General features: G+C 61.6%; 19 protein-coding genes and 1 tRNA gene. 10 read left to right on the top strand and 10 right to left on the bottom strand.

The genetic code is table 11. The annotated features are described in order from the left end of the window. From CAL15_RS13140 to CAL15_RS13160, 5 genes are all read left to right on the top strand, one after another. The gene (locus CAL15_RS13140) at positions 1-3,144 is read left to right on the top strand and encodes an error-prone DNA polymerase (protein ID WP_086079007.1); all 3,144 of its coding nucleotides are present in this window, start codon (positions 1-3) and stop codon (positions 3,142-3,144) included. 282 nt (positions 3,145-3,426) lie between these two features. Then, complete coding sequence (locus tag CAL15_RS24655; protein ID WP_232467964.1) at positions 3,427-3,651, top strand: hypothetical protein; 225 nt, start codon at positions 3,427-3,429, stop codon at positions 3,649-3,651. A gap of 105 nt (positions 3,652-3,756) precedes the next feature. Next, positions 3,757-4,722 (top strand): DUF932 domain-containing protein, encoded by a 966-nt coding sequence (locus CAL15_RS13150; protein ID WP_086079009.1) that lies wholly within the window; start codon positions 3,757-3,759, stop codon positions 4,720-4,722. 89 nt (positions 4,723-4,811) lie between these two features. Further along, positions 4,812-5,801: a YqaJ viral recombinase family nuclease gene (locus tag CAL15_RS13155; protein WP_086079010.1), complete on the top strand. Its 990-nt coding sequence runs from the start codon at positions 4,812-4,814 to the stop codon at positions 5,799-5,801. A gap of 28 nt (positions 5,802-5,829) precedes the next feature. Beyond that, positions 5,830-6,741 carry a recombination directionality factor gene (locus CAL15_RS13160; protein ID WP_086079011.1) on the top strand — a complete coding sequence of 304 codons (912 nt, stop codon included), beginning with the start codon at positions 5,830-5,832 and terminating at the stop codon, positions 6,739-6,741. Here CAL15_RS13160 and CAL15_RS13165 read toward each other — a convergent pair. Further along, a complete protein-coding gene (locus tag CAL15_RS13165) occupies positions 6,719-7,048 on the bottom strand; it encodes a helix-turn-helix domain-containing protein (RefSeq protein WP_086079012.1) in 330 nt (109 codons plus the stop codon). The genes CAL15_RS13160 and CAL15_RS13165 overlap by 23 nt on opposite strands. 360 nt (positions 7,049-7,408) lie before the next feature. Between CAL15_RS13165 and CAL15_RS13170 the strand changes: the two genes are divergently transcribed. The 3 genes from CAL15_RS13170 to CAL15_RS13180 all read left to right on the top strand — a co-directional run bounded on the left by CAL15_RS13170 (position 7,409) and on the right by CAL15_RS13180 (position 8,547). Then, positions 7,409-7,600, top strand: a complete 192-nt coding sequence (locus CAL15_RS13170; RefSeq protein WP_086079013.1) for a hypothetical protein — start codon at positions 7,409-7,411, stop codon at positions 7,598-7,600. Between the two features lie 58 nt (positions 7,601-7,658). Continuing rightward, positions 7,659-7,991 (top strand): hypothetical protein, encoded by a 333-nt coding sequence (locus tag CAL15_RS13175; protein WP_086079014.1) that lies wholly within the window; start codon positions 7,659-7,661, stop codon positions 7,989-7,991. Positions 7,992-8,094: 103 nt separating this feature from the next. Further along, positions 8,095-8,547, top strand: a complete 453-nt coding sequence (locus CAL15_RS13180) for a hypothetical protein (protein WP_086079015.1) — start codon at positions 8,095-8,097, stop codon at positions 8,545-8,547. 58 nt (positions 8,548-8,605) lie between these two features. Here CAL15_RS13180 and CAL15_RS13185 read toward each other — a convergent pair whose 3' ends face one another. Together CAL15_RS13185 and CAL15_RS13190 are read right to left on the bottom strand one after the other, a co-directional pair. Continuing rightward, entirely contained in the window at positions 8,606-9,163 is a 558-nt protein-coding gene (locus tag CAL15_RS13185) for a rolling circle replication-associated protein (protein ID WP_086079016.1), read from the bottom strand. Between the two features lie 314 nt (positions 9,164-9,477). Further along, positions 9,478-9,663, bottom strand: coding sequence for a helix-turn-helix transcriptional regulator (locus CAL15_RS13190; RefSeq protein ID WP_086079017.1), 186 nt, complete (start codon positions 9,661-9,663; stop codon positions 9,478-9,480). A gap of 557 nt (positions 9,664-10,220) precedes the next feature. Here CAL15_RS13190 and CAL15_RS13195 point away from each other — a divergent pair. Further along, complete coding sequence (locus CAL15_RS13195; RefSeq protein ID WP_157666658.1) at positions 10,221-11,069, top strand: hypothetical protein; 849 nt, start codon at positions 10,221-10,223, stop codon at positions 11,067-11,069. A 103-nt stretch (positions 11,070-11,172) separates the two neighbouring features. On the opposite strand, the gene CAL15_RS13200 is transcribed toward CAL15_RS13195, so the two are convergent. Beyond that, a tRNA-Pro gene (locus CAL15_RS13200) sits at positions 11,173-11,249 on the bottom strand. A gap of 295 nt (positions 11,250-11,544) precedes the next feature. Between CAL15_RS13200 and CAL15_RS13205 the strand changes: the two genes are divergently transcribed. Beyond that, positions 11,545-12,621 carry a ProQ/FinO family protein gene (locus CAL15_RS13205; RefSeq protein WP_086079019.1) on the top strand — a complete coding sequence of 359 codons (1,077 nt, stop codon included), beginning with the start codon at positions 11,545-11,547 and terminating at the stop codon, positions 12,619-12,621. 177 nt (positions 12,622-12,798) lie between these two features. On the opposite strand, the gene CAL15_RS13210 is transcribed toward CAL15_RS13205, so the two are convergent. From CAL15_RS13210 to CAL15_RS13235, 6 genes are all read right to left on the bottom strand, one after another. Continuing rightward, positions 12,799-13,272: a hypothetical protein gene (locus CAL15_RS13210; RefSeq protein WP_157666659.1), complete on the bottom strand. Its 474-nt coding sequence runs from the start codon at positions 13,270-13,272 to the stop codon at positions 12,799-12,801. Between the two features lie 181 nt (positions 13,273-13,453). Beyond that, positions 13,454-13,903: an RES family NAD+ phosphorylase gene (locus CAL15_RS13215; protein WP_086079021.1), complete on the bottom strand. Its 450-nt coding sequence runs from the start codon at positions 13,901-13,903 to the stop codon at positions 13,454-13,456. Positions 13,904-13,935: 32 nt separating this feature from the next. Further along, positions 13,936-14,322 carry an MbcA/ParS/Xre antitoxin family protein gene (locus CAL15_RS13220; RefSeq protein WP_232467965.1) on the bottom strand — a complete coding sequence of 129 codons (387 nt, stop codon included), beginning with the start codon at positions 14,320-14,322 and terminating at the stop codon, positions 13,936-13,938. A 43-nt stretch (positions 14,323-14,365) separates the two neighbouring features. Next, positions 14,366-15,367 carry a peptidylprolyl isomerase gene (locus CAL15_RS13225; protein ID WP_086079023.1) on the bottom strand — a complete coding sequence of 334 codons (1,002 nt, stop codon included), beginning with the start codon at positions 15,365-15,367 and terminating at the stop codon, positions 14,366-14,368. Between the two features lie 68 nt (positions 15,368-15,435). After that, positions 15,436-15,963 (bottom strand): YbjN domain-containing protein, encoded by a 528-nt coding sequence (locus CAL15_RS13230; RefSeq protein ID WP_086079024.1) that lies wholly within the window; start codon positions 15,961-15,963, stop codon positions 15,436-15,438. A gap of 75 nt (positions 15,964-16,038) precedes the next feature. Then, positions 16,039-16,794, bottom strand: coding sequence for a DNA repair protein (locus CAL15_RS13235; protein ID WP_198299045.1), 756 nt, complete (start codon positions 16,792-16,794; stop codon positions 16,039-16,041). Positions 16,795-16,798 lie beyond the last annotated feature (4 nt).

Here is a 16,798-nt window from a genome sequence, read left to right on the forward strand (position 1 = left end):
ATGGAAGCGATTCTGCCTCCATATGCGGAGCTCCAGTGCATCACCAATTATTCTTTTCTGCGCGGCGCATCACATCCTGAAGAGCTCGTCGCGCGCGCGATCGAGCTGGGCTATTCCGCACTGGCCATCACCGACGAGTGCTCCGTGGCAGGCGTAGTGCGCGCGCACTTAGAAGCCAAGAAGCGCAGCTTTCCACTGTTGATAGGATCCAGCTTCGTGCTGCGCAACGCCGACGGCACGCCGGCAGTACAACTGTCCGCCCTGGCGCAGACACGTCAAGGCTACGGGAACTTGTGCGAGCTGATTACGCTCGCACGGAGCCGTGCTCCCAAGGGCCAGTACCGTGCAATGCCGTCCGACCTTGATCGGCCCACCGATGCTGCATACGCTCACCTCCAAGGCCTGCCCGAGTGCGTGGTGCTGCTGACACCCGAGTACGGTGCCCCGCTCGAGCGACTAATCGCGCAGGCAGAATGGGCCGCGTCAACCTTTGCCGGCCGCTGCTGGATGGCGCTGACATTGCTGCACCGGGCCCAGGACGACGTGCATCGCGCCCATGTGATGGAAGCGGCGAGCTTCTGCAATCTTCCTGTCGTGGCCACCGGCCAAGTGGAAATGCATGTGAGGTCCCGCAAGCCGCTGCATGACACGCTGACTGCTACGCGATTGCGCACGACGATCGAGGCGTGTGGCTTTGAGCGTGCACCGAACGCAGAGCATCATCTGCGTGCTCGTTTGCGCCTGGCCAATCTGTATCCACGCGAGCTGCTCGAACAAACGTTGGAGGTCGCCACTCAATGTCCCTTCAGCCTGGACGAGCTGCGATACGAGTATCCCGACGAGGTCTGTCCCGCGGGCAGAACACCCGCGGAGTACCTCCGTGAGCAGACCTACATCGGTGCGAAGCGACGGTTTCGTGGCGGCATTCCAACTAACGTCCAGGAGCAGATTGAGCACGAGCTGACGTTGATCGAAGAGTTGCGATACGAGCCCTATTTCTTGACTGTGTACGACCTAGTGATGTTCGCGCGCCAGCGCGGCATCCTATGCCAAGGACGTGGCTCGGCCGCCAATTCTGCCGTTTGCTATAGCCTGGGCATCACCGAAGTAGATCCTGCACGAGGAAATTGCCTTTTCGAGCGCTTCATCAGCCGCGAACGTGCCGAACCGCCCGACATCGACGTAGACTTCGAACATCACCGGCGCGAAGAGGTCATCCAATACATCTACGAGAAATATGACCGAAGCCGCGCCGCACTAACCGCCGTGGTCACTACGTACCGGACGAAAAGCGCGCTCCGGGATGCAGGGCGCGCCCTAGCAATGGACCCGCTGCTGGTCGATGCAGTGGCCAAGTCCCATCAATACTGGGATGGCCGCGCGAACATGGCGGCACGCCTCGCAGAATGCGGTCTCGATCCAACGTCTCCCGCAGCTCAGCAATGGATCATCCTAGCGGAGAGCCTGCTCGGATTTCCTCGGCATCTTTCTCAACATCCTGGTGGCTTCGTCATCTCCCGCGGCCCTCTTCGCCGCCTGGTGCCCATTGAACCCGCCGCCATGGAAAACCGAAGCATCGTCCAATGGGACAAGGATGACCTGGACGCCCTAGGCTTGCTGAAGATTGACATCTTGGCACTCGGAATGCTTTCGGTAATTCGCCGTGCCCTTGACCTGGTCAGTGCGCAGAGAGGCGAAGTGTTTGAGCTCCAGGATATTCCTGCAGAGGATGAAGCCACCTACGACATGATTTGCGCGGCTGATACCGTCGGAACGTTCCAAATCGAATCGCGAGCTCAGATGAGCATGCTGCCACGGCTGCGTCCGCGCGTCTTCTACGATCTAGTCATCCAGGTCGCAATCGTGAGACCCGGGCCAATCCAGGGCGGCATGGTCCACCCATACCTTCGTCGTCGCCAAGGGCTCGAGCCGGTGACATATCCGAGCGATGATGTCCGCGTAGCACTAGAACGCACATTGGGAGTTCCCATCTTCCAGGAACAGGTGATGCAAGTCGCCATGCGAGCAGCCGGGTTCTCTGCCGGCGAAGCTGACGAGCTCCGTCGTTCCATGGCGGCGTGGAAAAGGAAAGGTGGGCTGGACAAGTTCTACCGCAAGATCGTCGACGGCATGACGGCACGCGGCTACGACCGCGATTTCGCGGAGCAGATCTATCAGCAGATTCACGGCTTTGGCGAATACGGCTTTCCGGAGAGCCACTCCGCCAGCTTTGCGCTGCTGGCGTACGCGAGCGCCTGGCTCAAGTGCCACGAACCCGAGGCATTCCTCGCCGCGCTTCTGAACTCTCTACCTATGGGCTTTTACAGCGCTTCTGCGCTTGTGCAGGATGCCCGGCGTCACGGCGTCAAGGTGCTCCCAGCTGATGTCGGGACGAGCGCCTGGGAAGCGACCGTGGAGCATGCTGAAGACTCGCGGCCGGCCGTTCGCCTCGGGCTGAACCAGGTCAACGGCATGAGACAAGAGGCTGCTTATCGAATCGAGGTGGCGCGCGCGGTACGAGGATTTGATTCTGTCGCTGACCTAGGACGGAGAGCAGACCTGGATCGCCACGACCTGCAGGTGTCCGCCGCCGCCGATGCGTTGCGCTCGATAGCCGGCGCTCGCCGTGATGCACTATGGGAGTCCGTTGTGAGTGCACCGCAGAAAGGACTGCTGCGCAATGCGGACATCCTGGAGGCGGAGCGTCCGGAACTACCTGCGATGCGGGAGGGACAAGCCCTCGTCGCTGACTACCGACATCTGGGCCTGACGCTGGGCCGACACCCACTGACGCTGCTGCGTCGGCGCTTGGCCGAAATGCGCTTCTCCCGGTCGTCGGAATTGCGCGCAATGCCAAATCGCAGACTCGTTCGCGCGGCCGGTATTGTGACGATCCGGCAGCGTCCAGGCACATCGCAAGGGGTCGTTTTCGTAACCCTGGAGGATGAGGATGGCGTGACGAACTTGATTGTGCGACCTGCGTTGGTCGAACGTCAGCGTTCTGAGTTGCTTACCTCCCGCTTGCTTGGCGCATACGGCACGTGGCAGTCGGAACACGGTGTGCAGCATCTGGTGGTGGGCCGGCTGGTAGATCTGACGCACCTGCTCGGCGAACTGGAGACAGTCAGTCGCGACTTTCGCTAAGCACTGAAGTCTACGTACTGCAGAAGAACGGTCAGAGCTGCCACATCTCGCCCGGCCGCTTGGAAAGTCTATTTTTCTTCACCCATATATCACCTCACTGAGCACGCCCCCGTGTGCCATCACATCCATGAGGCTGATATGTCCCTCCCTTTTCCCTCTTCATCCCCCCCTCCCTCTTGCCCCCGCTGCCACTCGACCCGCGTCATCACTCATGACTACGCCCGAACCGCGGGCAGTGTCGTCGGTGGTGTAGCCGGCGCGGGCGGCGCTGCCGCCGCCGCAATGGCTGGTGCTCAAACCGGCACCGCCGTCGGTGCGTTCGCTGGCCCGCCCGGCGCATTCCTTGGCGGCATCGCCGGCGCGTTGATGGGCGCGCTGTTCGGCGCCGTAGCCGGTTCCACCGCTGGAGGCGCGGTCGGCGAAGTCATCGACGACACGTTGCTCGACAACTTCGAGTGCAAAGACTGCGGTCATACCTTCGGCCACAAGAAGTTGTCCCAAGGCTGACCAGCCGCCTTCTGCTTTTCCTCTCTGCATAGATGCCTACAGCCCTGACCGGGCTGTAGGCGTTTTGCGTTCCATGTCCCTCAATCTCATTTCAAGGAGCACACCATGCACCTCGTACAAACGATGGCCTATGTCGGCCAACAACCCTGGCACGGCTTGGGCAACCAACTATCCCCGAACTCACCGCTGGAAGTCTGGGCGCAACAGGCCGGGATGGCTTGGCACATCGAGTCGGCGGATGTGCGCTACGTCGCCAACGATGACGGTCTCGGCTCCATTCATGCTTTCCCCGAACAGAAGGTGCTGTACCGCTCGGACACCAAGGCCCCGCTCTCGGTCGTGTCCAAGCGCTTCCAAGTCGTGCAGCCGCATGACGTCCTGGAGTTCTACCGCGACCTCACCGAAGCGGGCGGCTTCGAGCTGGAGACCGCTGGCGTCCTAAAAGAAGGCCGCAAGCTGTGGGCACTGGCCAAGACCGGCCAAAGCGCTTGCCTCAAAGGCCGTGACCGGGTGAACGGCTATCTGCTGCTGGCCACTGCCTGCGACGGCACGCTGGCGACCACGGCGCAATTCACGTCCGTTCGCGTGGTCTGCAACAACACCCTTGCCATTGCCTTGCGCGATGGCGATGGCGTAGTTAAGGTCCCCCACCGCAGTCAGTTCGATCCGCAAGCGGTCAAGCGCCAGCTCGGCATCGCGGTATCCGGCTGGGATGCTTTCTTGGCCCGCATAAAGGCGCTGGCCGAATGCAAGGTGAAGGACGATGCCGTAGAAGCGTTCCTTAAGCGCGTGCTGACCTATCCGGTCAATCCCGGCACCGAGGGCAATGCCACCGCCGTCAACGACCGCGCCATGAAGACCGTGCAGGAACTTTACGCAGGCCGGGGCAAGGGTGCTGAGATGGCGTCGACATCCGGCACGGCCTGGGGGCTGCTGAACAGCGTCACGGAATACGTCGATCACCACCGTCGCGCCCGATCCAGCGATCACCGGCTGGATGCAGCCTGGTTTGGCGCGGGCGCTGCCCTCAAGCAGAAAGCTTTGGACGAGGCATTGAAGCTGGTGGCGTGAATCAGCTCAACAGGCATTGCCTCACATCCCCATGAACCCGGCAGCGCACATGCGCTGGCCGGGCTTCTTCATTATTGGAGGTTTCCATCATGGCTTTACCGAAACGCAGATCCGACAACCGGCCCGCCCTGCGCCTGATCGACACCCGCAAGATCGAGCGCGCCGACTGGCTGGAAGTGCGCAAGCAAGGCATTGGCGGTTCCGACGCGGCTGCGGCCGTCGGCCTGTCTCCCTACAAGTCCCCGCTCGAACTCTGGATGGAGAAGACGGGCCGCGATGCCGGCCTGCCCAAGATCGACCCGAAGGACACGGCCCACCCGACGTATTGGGGCACGTACCTGGAACCCATTGTGGCGGCGGCCTACACGCAGCAGACAAGCAACCGCGTGCGCAAGGTCAACTCAGTCCTGCAACACCCGAAATTCCCCTTCATGCTCGCCAACCTCGACCGGGAAGTAATCGGCACGCCGCTCGTGCAACTGCTGGAATGCAAGACAGCGGGCGAGTTCGGTGCCAAGCTCTGGCAAGACGGCGTGCCCGAATACGTGCAGCTCCAGGTACAGCATCAGCTCGCCGTCACCGGCAAACAGGCCGCGCACGTGGCCGTGCTGCTCTGCGGCCAGAAGCTAGAAATCCATCTCATCCGGCGCGAGGACGAACTAATCTCCCGGCTCATCGCGCTGGAAGCGCGCTTCTGGGAATACGTCACAACCGACATCCCGCCGCCTGCGGACGGCTCCGATTCGGCGGATCGCGCCTTGCGTGTGCTGTACCCCGGCAACGCCCCTGCCGTGGACTTCAGCGACGACCGCAACCTGTCGGCCACGTTCGCTGAGCTGGTCAGCCTGCGCGCAGACATCAAGGCCAGGGAAGCACAGGCCGAAAAGCTCAAGCAAGTCATCCAGCAGGCGATGGGCGATGCGTCCGAGGCCCGATTCGGGACGGGTCGTGTGCTGTTTCGACGCAGCCAGGACAGCACGACGATCGACACAGATCTCTTGTTGCTGAACCATCCCGAGCTGGCCGTCGAATACGCCGCCACCAAGCCCGGCACGCGCCGGTTTCTGATCCGCGATTGATCCACCCCGACTGTCACAGGAGAACACCATGCTCAAGGGCCTGGCGATCACGCCGCCCGTGGTTGGACGGATTTCCATTGGCCGCGTAGTCGAGAAGAACGGCAAGCGGCTTCCCGAGAAGGACGACCAATTCACTATCACTACCCAGGTGCAGACCCGCGACGGCTGGCTGCTCCACCCCCAAGACGAGGCGCAGCGCAAGCAACATGGCGGTGACAAGCTGCGCTCCATCGACATCCTGCTCCCCTTCAATGACCCAGACTTAAACCTGCGCGCCGAGTACGCGTACTTCGACCGGGGAGACGGTCGCCCGATCTGCATCGGCGACGGCGAAACCTGCCGGCGAGACACCGACGAAGGAATGCAGACCATGCCCTGCTACACGCCGGACAACTGCGGCTTTCACAACCGAGAGTGCAAACCCTACGGCCGTCTGTACGTCGTCATTGGCGATCAGGACGAACTGGGCACCTTCGTACTCAGAACGACTTCGTACAACTCGATCAGGACGCTAGCAGCTCGCATGCGCTATTTCCACGCTGTCTCGGGCGGCCTGCTGGCCTGCATGCCCTTGGAACTGCGCCTGCGCGGTAAGTCCACCACCCAGAGCTTTCGCACTGCTATCTATTACGTTGATCTGGTCATCGGCTATGGCATGACGTTGGCAGAAGCTATCCGCGATGCACAGCGGCTTGACGCCCAGCGGCGGGAAGCTGGTTTCGATCAGGACGCACTGGACAAGGCAGCTCGGCTCGGGTTTGCGAACGGCGCATTCGAGGAGTCTGTCGAGGATGTACCAGCAGTTGTCGAGGAGTTCTTTCCCGATGCAAAGGCGACGGACCTCGCTTCCAAGCTGGAGGCAAAGGCTGGCCGACTCGGCTCCTCGGCTGCCCGGACGACGTCGACACGGGCCGCTGCTACCGGAACCGGTTCCGCTTGATCTCAGGCGGCGTCGCCGCATTGGCCCTGCGGTCACCCGTGGGTGCCAATGAGACATCCCCCAACGGTTCGAATAGCTCGGCCAAAGTCACACCCAGCACATGACAGATGCTCGCCAAGGTTTCGACTGAAGGATTGGCAAGCCCCCTCTCGATGGCCGAAATGTACGTCCGGTCTACGTGCGCTTCGAACGCCAGGGTCTCCTGCGACTTTTCGGCGGCGTGACGGCACTGTTTGACCCGCTTGCCCAGGGCAATGGAGATAGGGGCCGGCTGTGCGGCAGAGGTCGTGGGACGTCGAGTAGCCATGACTTGGCAGAATGCCTAGTCGAAGACTAATTAACGACGTTATAAACTCTTCAATATTTGTTGACTATATTCTACTATTCGAAGCGCCAGCCAATCCTGCCAGGATTGGCCGGCACAAGAGTTCGATCACAACCTTTTGAGACTAAAGAGGAAGTTATGGCAAAAAAGTGCGGTGAATGTGGCGGAAAGGGCAACGTCGAATGCCCCTTGGAGTACGGCACGGATCGTCACCCGAGCAGTTGCCCGAGTTGCAGCGGCGGAAACCGCGTGACGTGCCCTGACTGCGGCGGCACGGGCAAGTCTGACGAGGACGATGACTGAAGCGATGTCCAACGTCATCACGCTGTCGAACACAACGCCATGAAATTCTTCAGCCTCAAGGATCGTCTTGACGACGTCAAGTGGTCATCAACTGCTGGCGGCAAGGTCGTCAGCGGCACGAAGCTACTAGGTGCCGTCGTCGCCAACACGGCCATCGGCGTCGGCAAGGTTGCCGTTGCAGCTGCTCCCCTCGTCAAAAAGCGTATCGACGAAGAAAAGCGGAAGCGCTGACACGATCCTCCCCAAACCCCGGCCTGCGCATGCGGGCCTTTTTTCACTCTGCGAACACATGATGAACATCAAACAACTCGTACTTGCCATTGGCTTGGCAGGTTTCTCCTTGGCGTCGGCGGCAGACGAGGCACCTTTCGAAGTCTCCCTTGTGAGCATCCAGAACGTGCCGGTCATCCAACTTGAGTCCGTGGCAGATAGCGTCACGCTGACGGGATACAAGGTCAACCGCGGCAACTGCGGCAACGCTTTCATCAACCAGGTGTACAACCCGCCATCGAAGTTTCAGTACGGAGAAGCGACCAAGATCTTTGCTCACAACTGCAAGGTTCGGGAGGTTGTTCTCGATACTGACCAAGGTAGCTTCACCTACACCTTCAGTCGGCAGTAGCGCCATGCCCATGGGCGCTCACGAAGGAGCGCAGCACCAGCAACACACACCTTCTCGAGCGCCCAAGCCGCACCAGCAACCAGCACCGTTAGGATCAAGTGTTATGCAAATAATAGTCACCCTCCGGATTTCTGCCATTCTTGTCGCTGCCATCGCGACCCCTGTTGTCGCCTCGGCTGAGTGTGCACACAGCGCCAAGGAAGTCTTTTTCTGCGAAGCCTCGAAAGGCAGGGTCATCCAAGTATGCGACGCAGGCAAGACTATCGAGTACACGTTTGGAACGCCCAAGCAACCGGACATCGTCCTGGCCGCCGAAAGGGACAAGGTGACGACGCGGCAGTGGAGCGGCATGGGACCAATGGCCTACAACGTCCGCGTGCCGAATGGCGGCACATCCTATACCGTCTTCTGGTCTTCCGACAGGGACCCTAGCCATTCCCCTGATGCTGGCGTGGAGGTGGAGATCAACGGGAAGGTGGCCGCGACGGTTCAATGTCTTGCTAAGAGGCCTATCCGTAACGGCATGGAGGATGTGGACCTCCAACTTGCGCAATAAGCGGCGTCAACGGCAGAGGACATCTCCATGATGTCCTCTGTTTGACATCGCAGTCTGATCAACGCAACTCGCTTGTACCGAACGTGCGCGTTCTAGGCCGACGTTCCGTGATTCGCTGATCGGGCTTTCCCATGTAGCGAATAATCGTGCGTATCGCATCGCGGCACGCCTTATCCTTGCGATTCACCTGGCCTACCCCCACAGGCAACCCACGCTCTGTGAAGCTAGCCTTGTCTGCGTTGCTATTCCAGTATGCGCCGGCGCCGCCAGTAATCACCGTCTCCCAGTAGTGACCGATGCGCTTGGCTATGTAGACATCTGCGCGATGATCACCCGCATAGAAGAGCAGAAGGTGGATGTGCAGCCCGGCCTTTCCGCCTTCCTCGATCTTCCAGATATACCCTTGGATTCCTTGTAGCAGAGGGTTGCTCTCGATGTTTTTCAGTAGTCTGTCGCGATCTCGGCGCAGATCATCGATTGTGACGTCATCTCGACACTGGGCCTTGTAGTTCAAAGTGAGGAAGAGAACGAGGTAGCGGGAACGCTTCTCGAACAATCGCTCTTCAAGTGCGATGCCTCGTGCTTCCAATCGGCTGCTTCGATGGTCACCGTTCATGTTGAATCTCCTGTGTTAGGTTCAACAGATCGGCTATGCCACTAGGAATATATTTTCGTAAGCTAACGACCGAGCCTATCTAGCTCTGTTCCGTTTCCTTGGAGAGGCTCTTCTTTCTTTCTTTCTTACTTATTCCATAAGAAGCAACGAGGCCCACTCCATGGCAATTGCTTCGAACGCTCGGTTAGGCCATTAATCTTCCGCATCTGCCCCCCATAGACAACGTCAGGCAGACGGGTAGTTATCGCCCCCAAGCTACGCATAGACATGATCGGGAGGGCTATCCCTACCGATCATGTCCTCTTGCTGGTCAGTCAAGCAGCGTCTCTGGCTGCGACGCGATCCACAATCCAGTCTTGGATCTCCCGCTCGACCCAAGCCACGCGGCCACCTCCTAGGGGGACAGCTTTCGGAAAGCATCCATCGGAGATGTACTTGTAGATGGTAGATCGGCGTAGCCCGGTCGCTCGAGTCACATCGTTGAGACGAATAAGTCGCATGGCGGCACTCCTGTCTGGTTAGTCCAGAACATCCAGGGCGGCAATATTTTTTTGCTGCTTCGCTCACCTTGTGCGTGTCGAGGCTCTCGCGCTTCCTGCTGACGCTCCACGCGGCTCAGCAGACTGGCCAACCTGCCTGCGTAAGACCATCGGCTTCTCGTTCTTGCAACGCTCCTCTAGCCGGGAAGCAGACCGGAAGGCTCGCGATGATTCGGATAGGTACTGTCAAAATTATCTTCTTTGCTTTGCGATGAAACCAGGTCATATTGCATCCGTTTCCAACTGGCATTTCATCGAAAAAGAGACTAATTTTCTATCGCCATTCCCATAAGCAATTGATTCTTCGCATTAAAATGCAAAATTCTTCCTTGATGACACTCTTGAATACATTCAAGAATAGACTCTTGAATAGCTTCAACAAATCAGTCTTTTTAAATTCTTCGAAAGCATCCAGTAACGCTCCTATAAGCATTCCCCCATAACGCTTGAACAATGCAATAAACATTCTTTAAAATTGTCCATCGCTATGCAGCCATTGATGTCCTATGCCGAACCGCGTGTCCGACAAGATTGCTTTTTTTGATCCTGCTAGACGATCCGAGTTTCCTATGACGAGGCGGCAAGCAATCTGGCTGTTCACGATGCTCGAGCGGGAGCGCGGCGAGGTCATCGCAGCGCCAATTGGACAGGAAGGGGAGATCGACTGGGACGAGATGCGTACTCGCATCCACGACGTTTTAGACCAAAGCAACGGTCGCTATCTGTCCCTGCAAAGAGGGGTGGCGGAGATCCTGCCTGACGCCGATGTGCTCTGGATCACGACGGATGCGGAGCAACTCCAATGGCTACTAAAGGCTATTCGAGGCGAGGCCAGGCAAAAAGGCCGGGTTGGAGCACTAACCCGCTTACCACTCGAACCTAAGGATGAACTCTTGGCAGAGTTGGATCTATGGGAGACTCACCGGGACACCAAGCGTGACCTCATCGAAAAGCTGCGTGACGGGTGGGTCGCTAGCAACAAGCGGCATCGGACGCTGCGCTGGTTCGATGACGACGAGTACGAGAAATGCGACCTTTTGTGGGCTTGGCTGCATAAGAATCGACCTTCTCTGGTGGAGGGCCGCAGATCGTTCGAGTTCCGAGTCCACGTCGAACACTTTTTCAATGACGCGGGCTTACGAGCTGACGAAATCAACTACATCATCAACACGGTGAAGACCCGCTGGAGCCAGCGTAAGTACAGGGAGACGAACAAAGACAAAAAGCAGTTCAACTTCGTACTGTCGAAGAGTGCGGATCGAGCTTTGGACAAGCTGGCCAGCGCTCGTGGCGTTTCTCGCTCGCAGTTGCTCGATCTGCTGATCCACGAAGAGAAGGACCGAGGCCAGGCGAAGTCGAAGGGCTAGACAGGAAAACACCTTGCCGGCGACGGTGGGGTAAAAGGTGGGGTAAAAAACTTGCCAAAGAAAAAGGCCTTACAGAGCCACCTCTGTAAGGCCTTTAATTCATTGGTCGGGGCGGCGGGATTCGAACTCGCGACCCTCTGCTCCCAAAGCAGATGCGCTACCAGGCTGCGCTACGCCCCGACGGAACTACTTGTTCAACCACCACGAAAAGCCGAAATCCAGCCTCTCGCGGCGATGGCGCTGAATTGTACCCTAGCCCGACGGCATGCCATGAAGCACCGCACTTCTGCACGCTATCCCGCCCAACTTCACGCATTCGATCACCCCCAATCGAACCGCTTTCATACCTCGGTCGGGCAACCTGTTCCATCCCCGTGTTGCACTTCGACGCTCCCGCGCGACACACTCGGCCCGGCGCCCGCATTGTTGAATACAATGGCGGGCTACACCGACCAAGCAGGCAACACGCAAGAACATGGGATTCGAACAACTGGCTGCGCTCCGAGACCTGTTGGCCAAGCAGAAGGCTGACGAGCGGCAGGAACAGGCCAAGCAGCAGCCGCGCCAGCCCAAGGGCGGCGGCAAGCCTGGCGACAAGCACGGGGCCAAGCCAAATCAAGCCAAGGCAGGTGGCAAGCCCGCCGGCGAGGGCGCCAACGCCGGGCGACCGAATCGCGGCAACCAGAATCGCCAGGGCGAAGGTCGCCCGGGCGAAGGACGTCACGGCAAGCCGGGCGAAGGACGCGGTCCGCGTCCGCAGGGCGAGGCTCGCGGCGGCGGTCGTCCGGGCCAACAGCGCCGCGCCGAGAAGCCGCAAGAGCCGCCGCGCGATCCGTTGCTGGTGGCCATCGGCCGGCTGCAGAAGCATTTCCCGAAGGCATTCCCCAAGCGTCCCGATCCGCGTGTGCCGCTGAAGCTGGGCATCATCGAGGATCTGTACGCGCATGCGGGCAAGCTGCATCTGAGCGAAGACGAGATCAAGCAGGCCGTGGCCACCTGGTGCTCGGCGCAGCGCTACTGGGCTTGCCTGGTGAAGGACGCGCCGCGGCTGGACCTGAATGGCGAGCCTGCCGGTACCGTAACGCCTGCAGAGGCCGCTCACGCCAGCTTCCTGGCGCGCAAGCAGCGCAAGGAGAAGCAGCAGGCCGAGAAGGCGGAGAAGGCCGCGGCGCAAGCGGCGGCGGCTGGTGGGGCAGGTGCGGCCGGCGCCACGGCGACGGATGCAGCCCAGGGCCAGGATGGATCAGCTGTGCAGGCTGCCGATACTAGCGAGCATGCTGGTGCGGACGGCTCGGCAAAGGATGCCGACACCCCCGCGACGCAGACCGACGCAGCCGCCGCTCAGAAAGCTACAGGCGCGGCCGAAGGCCAGGCGCCGTGGGACGAATCGGCCCAGACCGGCGTGGACGCCGAGCAGCAGTCGGCCGATGCCGACAAGCCGGATGCCGAAGCCGAACAGAACAAGCCGGAGACCGAGGCAGCTTCGGTGACTTCGGACGCGTCCACTTCGGAACAAACGGCAGACGACGCCGAGCAACGCTCCCGGTCCTGATCGCGGCCAGGGCGGCCAATGCCGACCCTGGATCGCCTTCGAACTGCCTGCCCGCATAAACGATCGGCCCCTTGCGCATCACGATGCGCAAGGGGCCGAAGCTTTCTCGTTCCGGCGCGGCGCCCCGCCCTGCTCCTTGAATCGGAAAGCAGAGCCTGGCGCCTACGCCCTACAGGTTCAATGCGCCAGCCGATAAGGCCGACGCCGCGCCCCGTGGAACACCGGCTGCAACTGCAACTGCGCCGCCGCCCGCCGGGCGCGAGCCCCGGACAGCGACTGCACCAGATGCGGCGGACGCGACGCATGCCGGGCCTGGCGCAAGGAATACGCATGCTCGGCGGCCACTGGCTGCAGTTGGTAATCGCTCATGTCGGCATCGATGCGGGCCAGATGAAACAGCAGCGCCACACAGGTGAGCAGGCCTGCGCCGACCAGCAGCCAACCCGGGCTACCCATCGACGGCACGACCAGCAGTGGTCCGACCACGCCGGTAAGAGGCGCCACGAGGGCAAACGTCATGAGGGCTCGACGGCGTGCCTGGAACAGTTCATTCCAGGCGGCGCGACCTGCCTGGTCGGCTGCCGGGTTGCGAGAACGGTCGAACATCGTTGCAGTCATCATCAGCTCCTCCTGCCGATTGATATTGCGCACTGATACCTACGTTCTGCCGGCGGGGGTGTGCCGCCGGGGTTTGTCTCTTTGCTTTGAATGATTTTTGGTTGATATAACAAATACTCCTTTCCCGTAGCAGGCGCAAGTTTTGGCGCACAGGGAGTTATCCCTATGGCGTAATGCGGCCCGCCAGAGGACGGAGAATTTTGCCCCTGGAAGGTCAGGGTTTGGCCAGCCAGTCCCGGTCCACTGACCAGGCGGCCACGCCGCCGAACAGTTCGGATCGTTCTTCGAAGGGCTGCTCGGCAACGAAGCGCACCCGGCAGTCGGCCGCGCCGGGATGCGCGCAGTTCAGCAGATACTGTTCCCCGCCCGCCAGGGTCGGCACTTTGAACATGAGATCGGTGCCGGCCTCGAGCCATGCATGCCCCAGTGCCCGCGTGGCCGGCAGGTCGGTGCGCCAGTTGCGCGGCGGCGTGCATACGTGCACGCGCGCGGCTTCAGGCACCTGCACTTCCAGCAGGCGATAAGCGCGGGGCAACTGGCGCGGGTGTCCGGCCTCGACCAGCGCCAGGCGGGCGCAGATCGCGGCCAAGGGCGTGGAATCGAGCAGCACCACGTGGGCGCCGGCGGGCAGCCATCGCCCGCCCGGGTAGAATCCGCCGCTCAAGAGGCCGCTATTGCTTAGACGCCACAGCTGCATCACGGACCATTCCCTTCTTCGATATTCAGCAACCAGCGCTCGATGTGGCCGGCATGACGCGCCGAGCCGATGAGCCGGACGGGCACGACGCCATACAGCTGCGCCTTGGGCGTGGACAGCCATTGGCGAGCCAGCTCGTCGTCGCCGAACACCAGTTCGGCCAGCCACACCAGGCGCAGCAGGCGGTATAGCGCCACGGCCTCGGTGGGACGCAGCGCCGCCGCGTCGTGGGGTTCGTGCAGAGCATTGATGGTGGGCACCAGCTCCAGCCACTCGGGATGCCGCGGAATCGCTTCGCGCAGCACGGGAAAAAGCTTGATGCCCAGCGTGGCGCTGCGTGTGGCGCGGCTATGCCCCACCACTTTGCGCAGACGTGCATTCAGCACGTCGCGCACGTTGCGATAAGACAGGCGTACCGGAGCGCTCGCCTTACTTGGCGGCGTCGACGGCACTCTGGAGCGCCTTGCCGTCGATACTGACAGTTCCCGCATTGAGGAGTCCCTCGAGATAGGCTCGCGCGGCATCTTGCTGGCGTTGCGCGCGCATGGTGTCGCGCAGTTGCACTTGCATCTCGGTCAGCGGTACCTGGCGCGATTCGCGCACGTCGACCAGCTTGACGATATGCAAACCGCTGGGCAGCTGCACGACATCGCTGACTTCGCCCTTCTTCAGCCGCTGGACCGTACCGCGCAACTCCGGCACCACCTGCTGCAGGGGGATGAAGCCCGTGTCTCCGCCGCGAGCGGCGCTTTCCTTGTCTTGCGAACTTTCCTTCACCAGCTGCGCGAAGTCGGCTTGCGGCGCGCGGGCGCGCTTGAGCAGTTCGGCGGCCTTCTTGCGTGCGGCGGCGACGGCCTCGGCATCGTTGTACGGCGCGGCCAGGAAGATCTGGCTGAGGCGGTACGACGCGGGCTGCACGAAACGGTCTTTGTTCTGTTCGTAGGCCTGTTGCAGTTCGGCTTCGGACGGATAGGTGTCCGGCGGCATGCTGACCGAATCCAGATACGAACGCAGCACGATCTGCTCTTCGGCGGCCTTGATGGCGCGCTGTATCTCGAGCTTGTCGGTCCATGCCTGGTTGCGTGCCTGCGCGATGAGCGCCTTTTCCGCGAGGCGGCTGCGGGCGATCTGCTCGAGCGCGGCGCGGTTGGCGGCCAGTTGCTGGCGCTGCGCCGGCGGCAGCGAGCTGAGCACCTGCTGCATGTCTTCGGCGCTGACCGTCAGGTTGCCCATGGTGACCACCGCGGGCGAGTTGCTGGCGGGCTGGGCAGCTGCGGGCTTGCTGGCGGGTTGAGCGGCAGCGGCCTTGGTGTCGGCGGGCTTCTGCGTCTGCTCGGCATTGCCCTTGTCGCCGCAGCCGCACAGCACCAGCGCCAAACCGAATGCACTCATCCAGCGCATCCGCAGCGCCGCCTTGTCCTGGTTCTTCATCACAGTCATTCCATTCGATACGGGCCGCGAGGCCGGGGGAGAATGCTACCCGGTTCGCGGCCGGGACATCACGCCTTGGTCTTGCCCTTGCCGGCCTCGGCCTCGGCCGTTTCGGCGGCGACGGCAGCCTCGACAGCGGCGGGCTCATCGCCGTGGCCATCTTGGGCAGCCTGCGCTTCGGTGGCGTACTGGCGCAGGAACAGCAGGAACTCCTGCAGCAGGCGGTCCCACAGTTCGGTGGTGGCTCGCAGGTGGTTCTCGGACACGCCGCCGGCGGCGATCACGTCCATCTCGAGGACCAGGAAGGTGCCTTGCTGGGCCATGCGCGCGAAGCGCTTGCCGATGTTCCAGGCCTCGACCAGGCCCTGGGGCAGCTCACCCTGCACGCGCAGCGCGCAGCTGAGCGTGTAGTCGACGAACTCGCCTTCGGTGCGCGCGGGATTGCCGAAGCGGACGGCGAAGCCGATGCCTTGCGTGGCGCTCAGCAGTTGCACCATGCCGTTCTGCTCGGTGCTGGTAACCCGATACCCCATGCTCTGGAGGATTTCTTGCAGCTTGGCTGCGCTGAGGGATTGGATCAGGGTGGTATCCGTCATTTGAAAGTCTCGTGCGTGTGGAAACGTCCCGGCGGCGGATATGCCGCCGGGGTACTGCGGGTCAGACCGCCGCGATCATTGCTGGACCGGCTTGCCTTCGGGTTGCTGCTGTTGCTGCTGTTGCTGCTGTTGCGCCATGCGCGGGTCGTACTTGCCGTCGTACAGCTTGTCGCCGTAGGCCTGGGCCTGCTCGTCGAACTGCACGCGGGCTTCGCGCGCCAGCGGCTGGCGGATCTTCAGCAGGTCGCCGGTGCTGAACGATTCGTACGCGGCAAGGATTTCCTTGCCCGCCGCGTACATCTGGTCGTTCTTCTGCTCGCACAGCTTCAGCTGCGAATCGCGCTCGGTAAGCGCGACCTGCAGCTTGCGGCCCTCGGCGTCCTTGGCGCGGGCGATGCCCAGCAGCTCGTCGTACGCGGCCTTGAACTTGCCGAGCTGCTCGTTGCTGGCGGCCGCCTGGGCGCGTGCGGCGTCGCGCACCGCTTCCTGCTGCTGCGCCATCTGTTCGGCCTGGCCTTGCGCCTTGCCGAGCTGCGCGCGCAACTGCTCCAGTTCTTTCTGGGCAGCGTCGCGCTGGGTCTCGGCGGTGGTCTTGGCGGCGTTCAGCTGGGCCTGCTGGCTTTGCAGCTGCTGCAGCTGTTGCGTGGCGCTGCGCAGTTGCGTGCGCAGGCGTTCTTCCATGGTCTGGGCCTGGACGGGCGACACCGCCATCATGGCGGCCATCGCCGCGGCGGTGGCCTTCAGCGCCCAGGCGACCTGCCGCAGCGCCGGGGACATCGGCGCCTTGGCGGCGCGCGGGGCGCGCGCGAGTTGAGATGAGTGGCTGTTCATGATG

Origin of the sequence: Bordetella genomosp. 13, from assembly GCF_002119665.1 — a bacterium.
Lineage (GTDB): Bacteria > Pseudomonadota > Gammaproteobacteria > Burkholderiales > Burkholderiaceae_B > Bordetella.

Coding starts and splice junctions, on each gene's coding strand:
- CAL15_RS13140 (WP_086079007.1), top strand. CDS start 1: ATGGAAGCGATTCTGCCTCCATATGCGGAGCTCCAGTGCATCACCAAT.
- CAL15_RS24655 (WP_232467964.1), top strand. CDS start 3,427: ATGGCTGGTGCTCAAACCGGCACCGCCGTCGGTGCGTTCGCTGGCCCG.
- CAL15_RS13150 (WP_086079009.1), top strand. CDS start 3,757: ATGCACCTCGTACAAACGATGGCCTATGTCGGCCAACAACCCTGGCAC.
- CAL15_RS13155 (WP_086079010.1), top strand. CDS start 4,812: ATGGCTTTACCGAAACGCAGATCCGACAACCGGCCCGCCCTGCGCCTG.
- CAL15_RS13160 (WP_086079011.1), top strand. CDS start 5,830: ATGCTCAAGGGCCTGGCGATCACGCCGCCCGTGGTTGGACGGATTTCC.
- CAL15_RS13165 (WP_086079012.1), bottom strand. CDS start 7,048: ATGGCTACTCGACGTCCCACGACCTCTGCCGCACAGCCGGCCCCTATC.
- CAL15_RS13170 (WP_086079013.1), top strand. CDS start 7,409: ATGAAATTCTTCAGCCTCAAGGATCGTCTTGACGACGTCAAGTGGTCA.
- CAL15_RS13175 (WP_086079014.1), top strand. CDS start 7,659: ATGATGAACATCAAACAACTCGTACTTGCCATTGGCTTGGCAGGTTTC.
- CAL15_RS13180 (WP_086079015.1), top strand. CDS start 8,095: ATGCAAATAATAGTCACCCTCCGGATTTCTGCCATTCTTGTCGCTGCC.
- CAL15_RS13185 (WP_086079016.1), bottom strand. CDS start 9,163: ATGAACGGTGACCATCGAAGCAGCCGATTGGAAGCACGAGGCATCGCA.
- CAL15_RS13190 (WP_086079017.1), bottom strand. CDS start 9,663: ATGCGACTTATTCGTCTCAACGATGTGACTCGAGCGACCGGGCTACGC.
- CAL15_RS13205 (WP_086079019.1), top strand. CDS start 11,545: ATGGGATTCGAACAACTGGCTGCGCTCCGAGACCTGTTGGCCAAGCAG.
- CAL15_RS13225 (WP_086079023.1), bottom strand. CDS start 15,367: ATGAAGAACCAGGACAAGGCGGCGCTGCGGATGCGCTGGATGAGTGCA.
- CAL15_RS13230 (WP_086079024.1), bottom strand. CDS start 15,963: ATGACGGATACCACCCTGATCCAATCCCTCAGCGCAGCCAAGCTGCAA.
- CAL15_RS13235 (WP_198299045.1), bottom strand. CDS start 16,794: ATGAACAGCCACTCATCTCAACTCGCGCGCGCCCCGCGCGCCGCCAAG.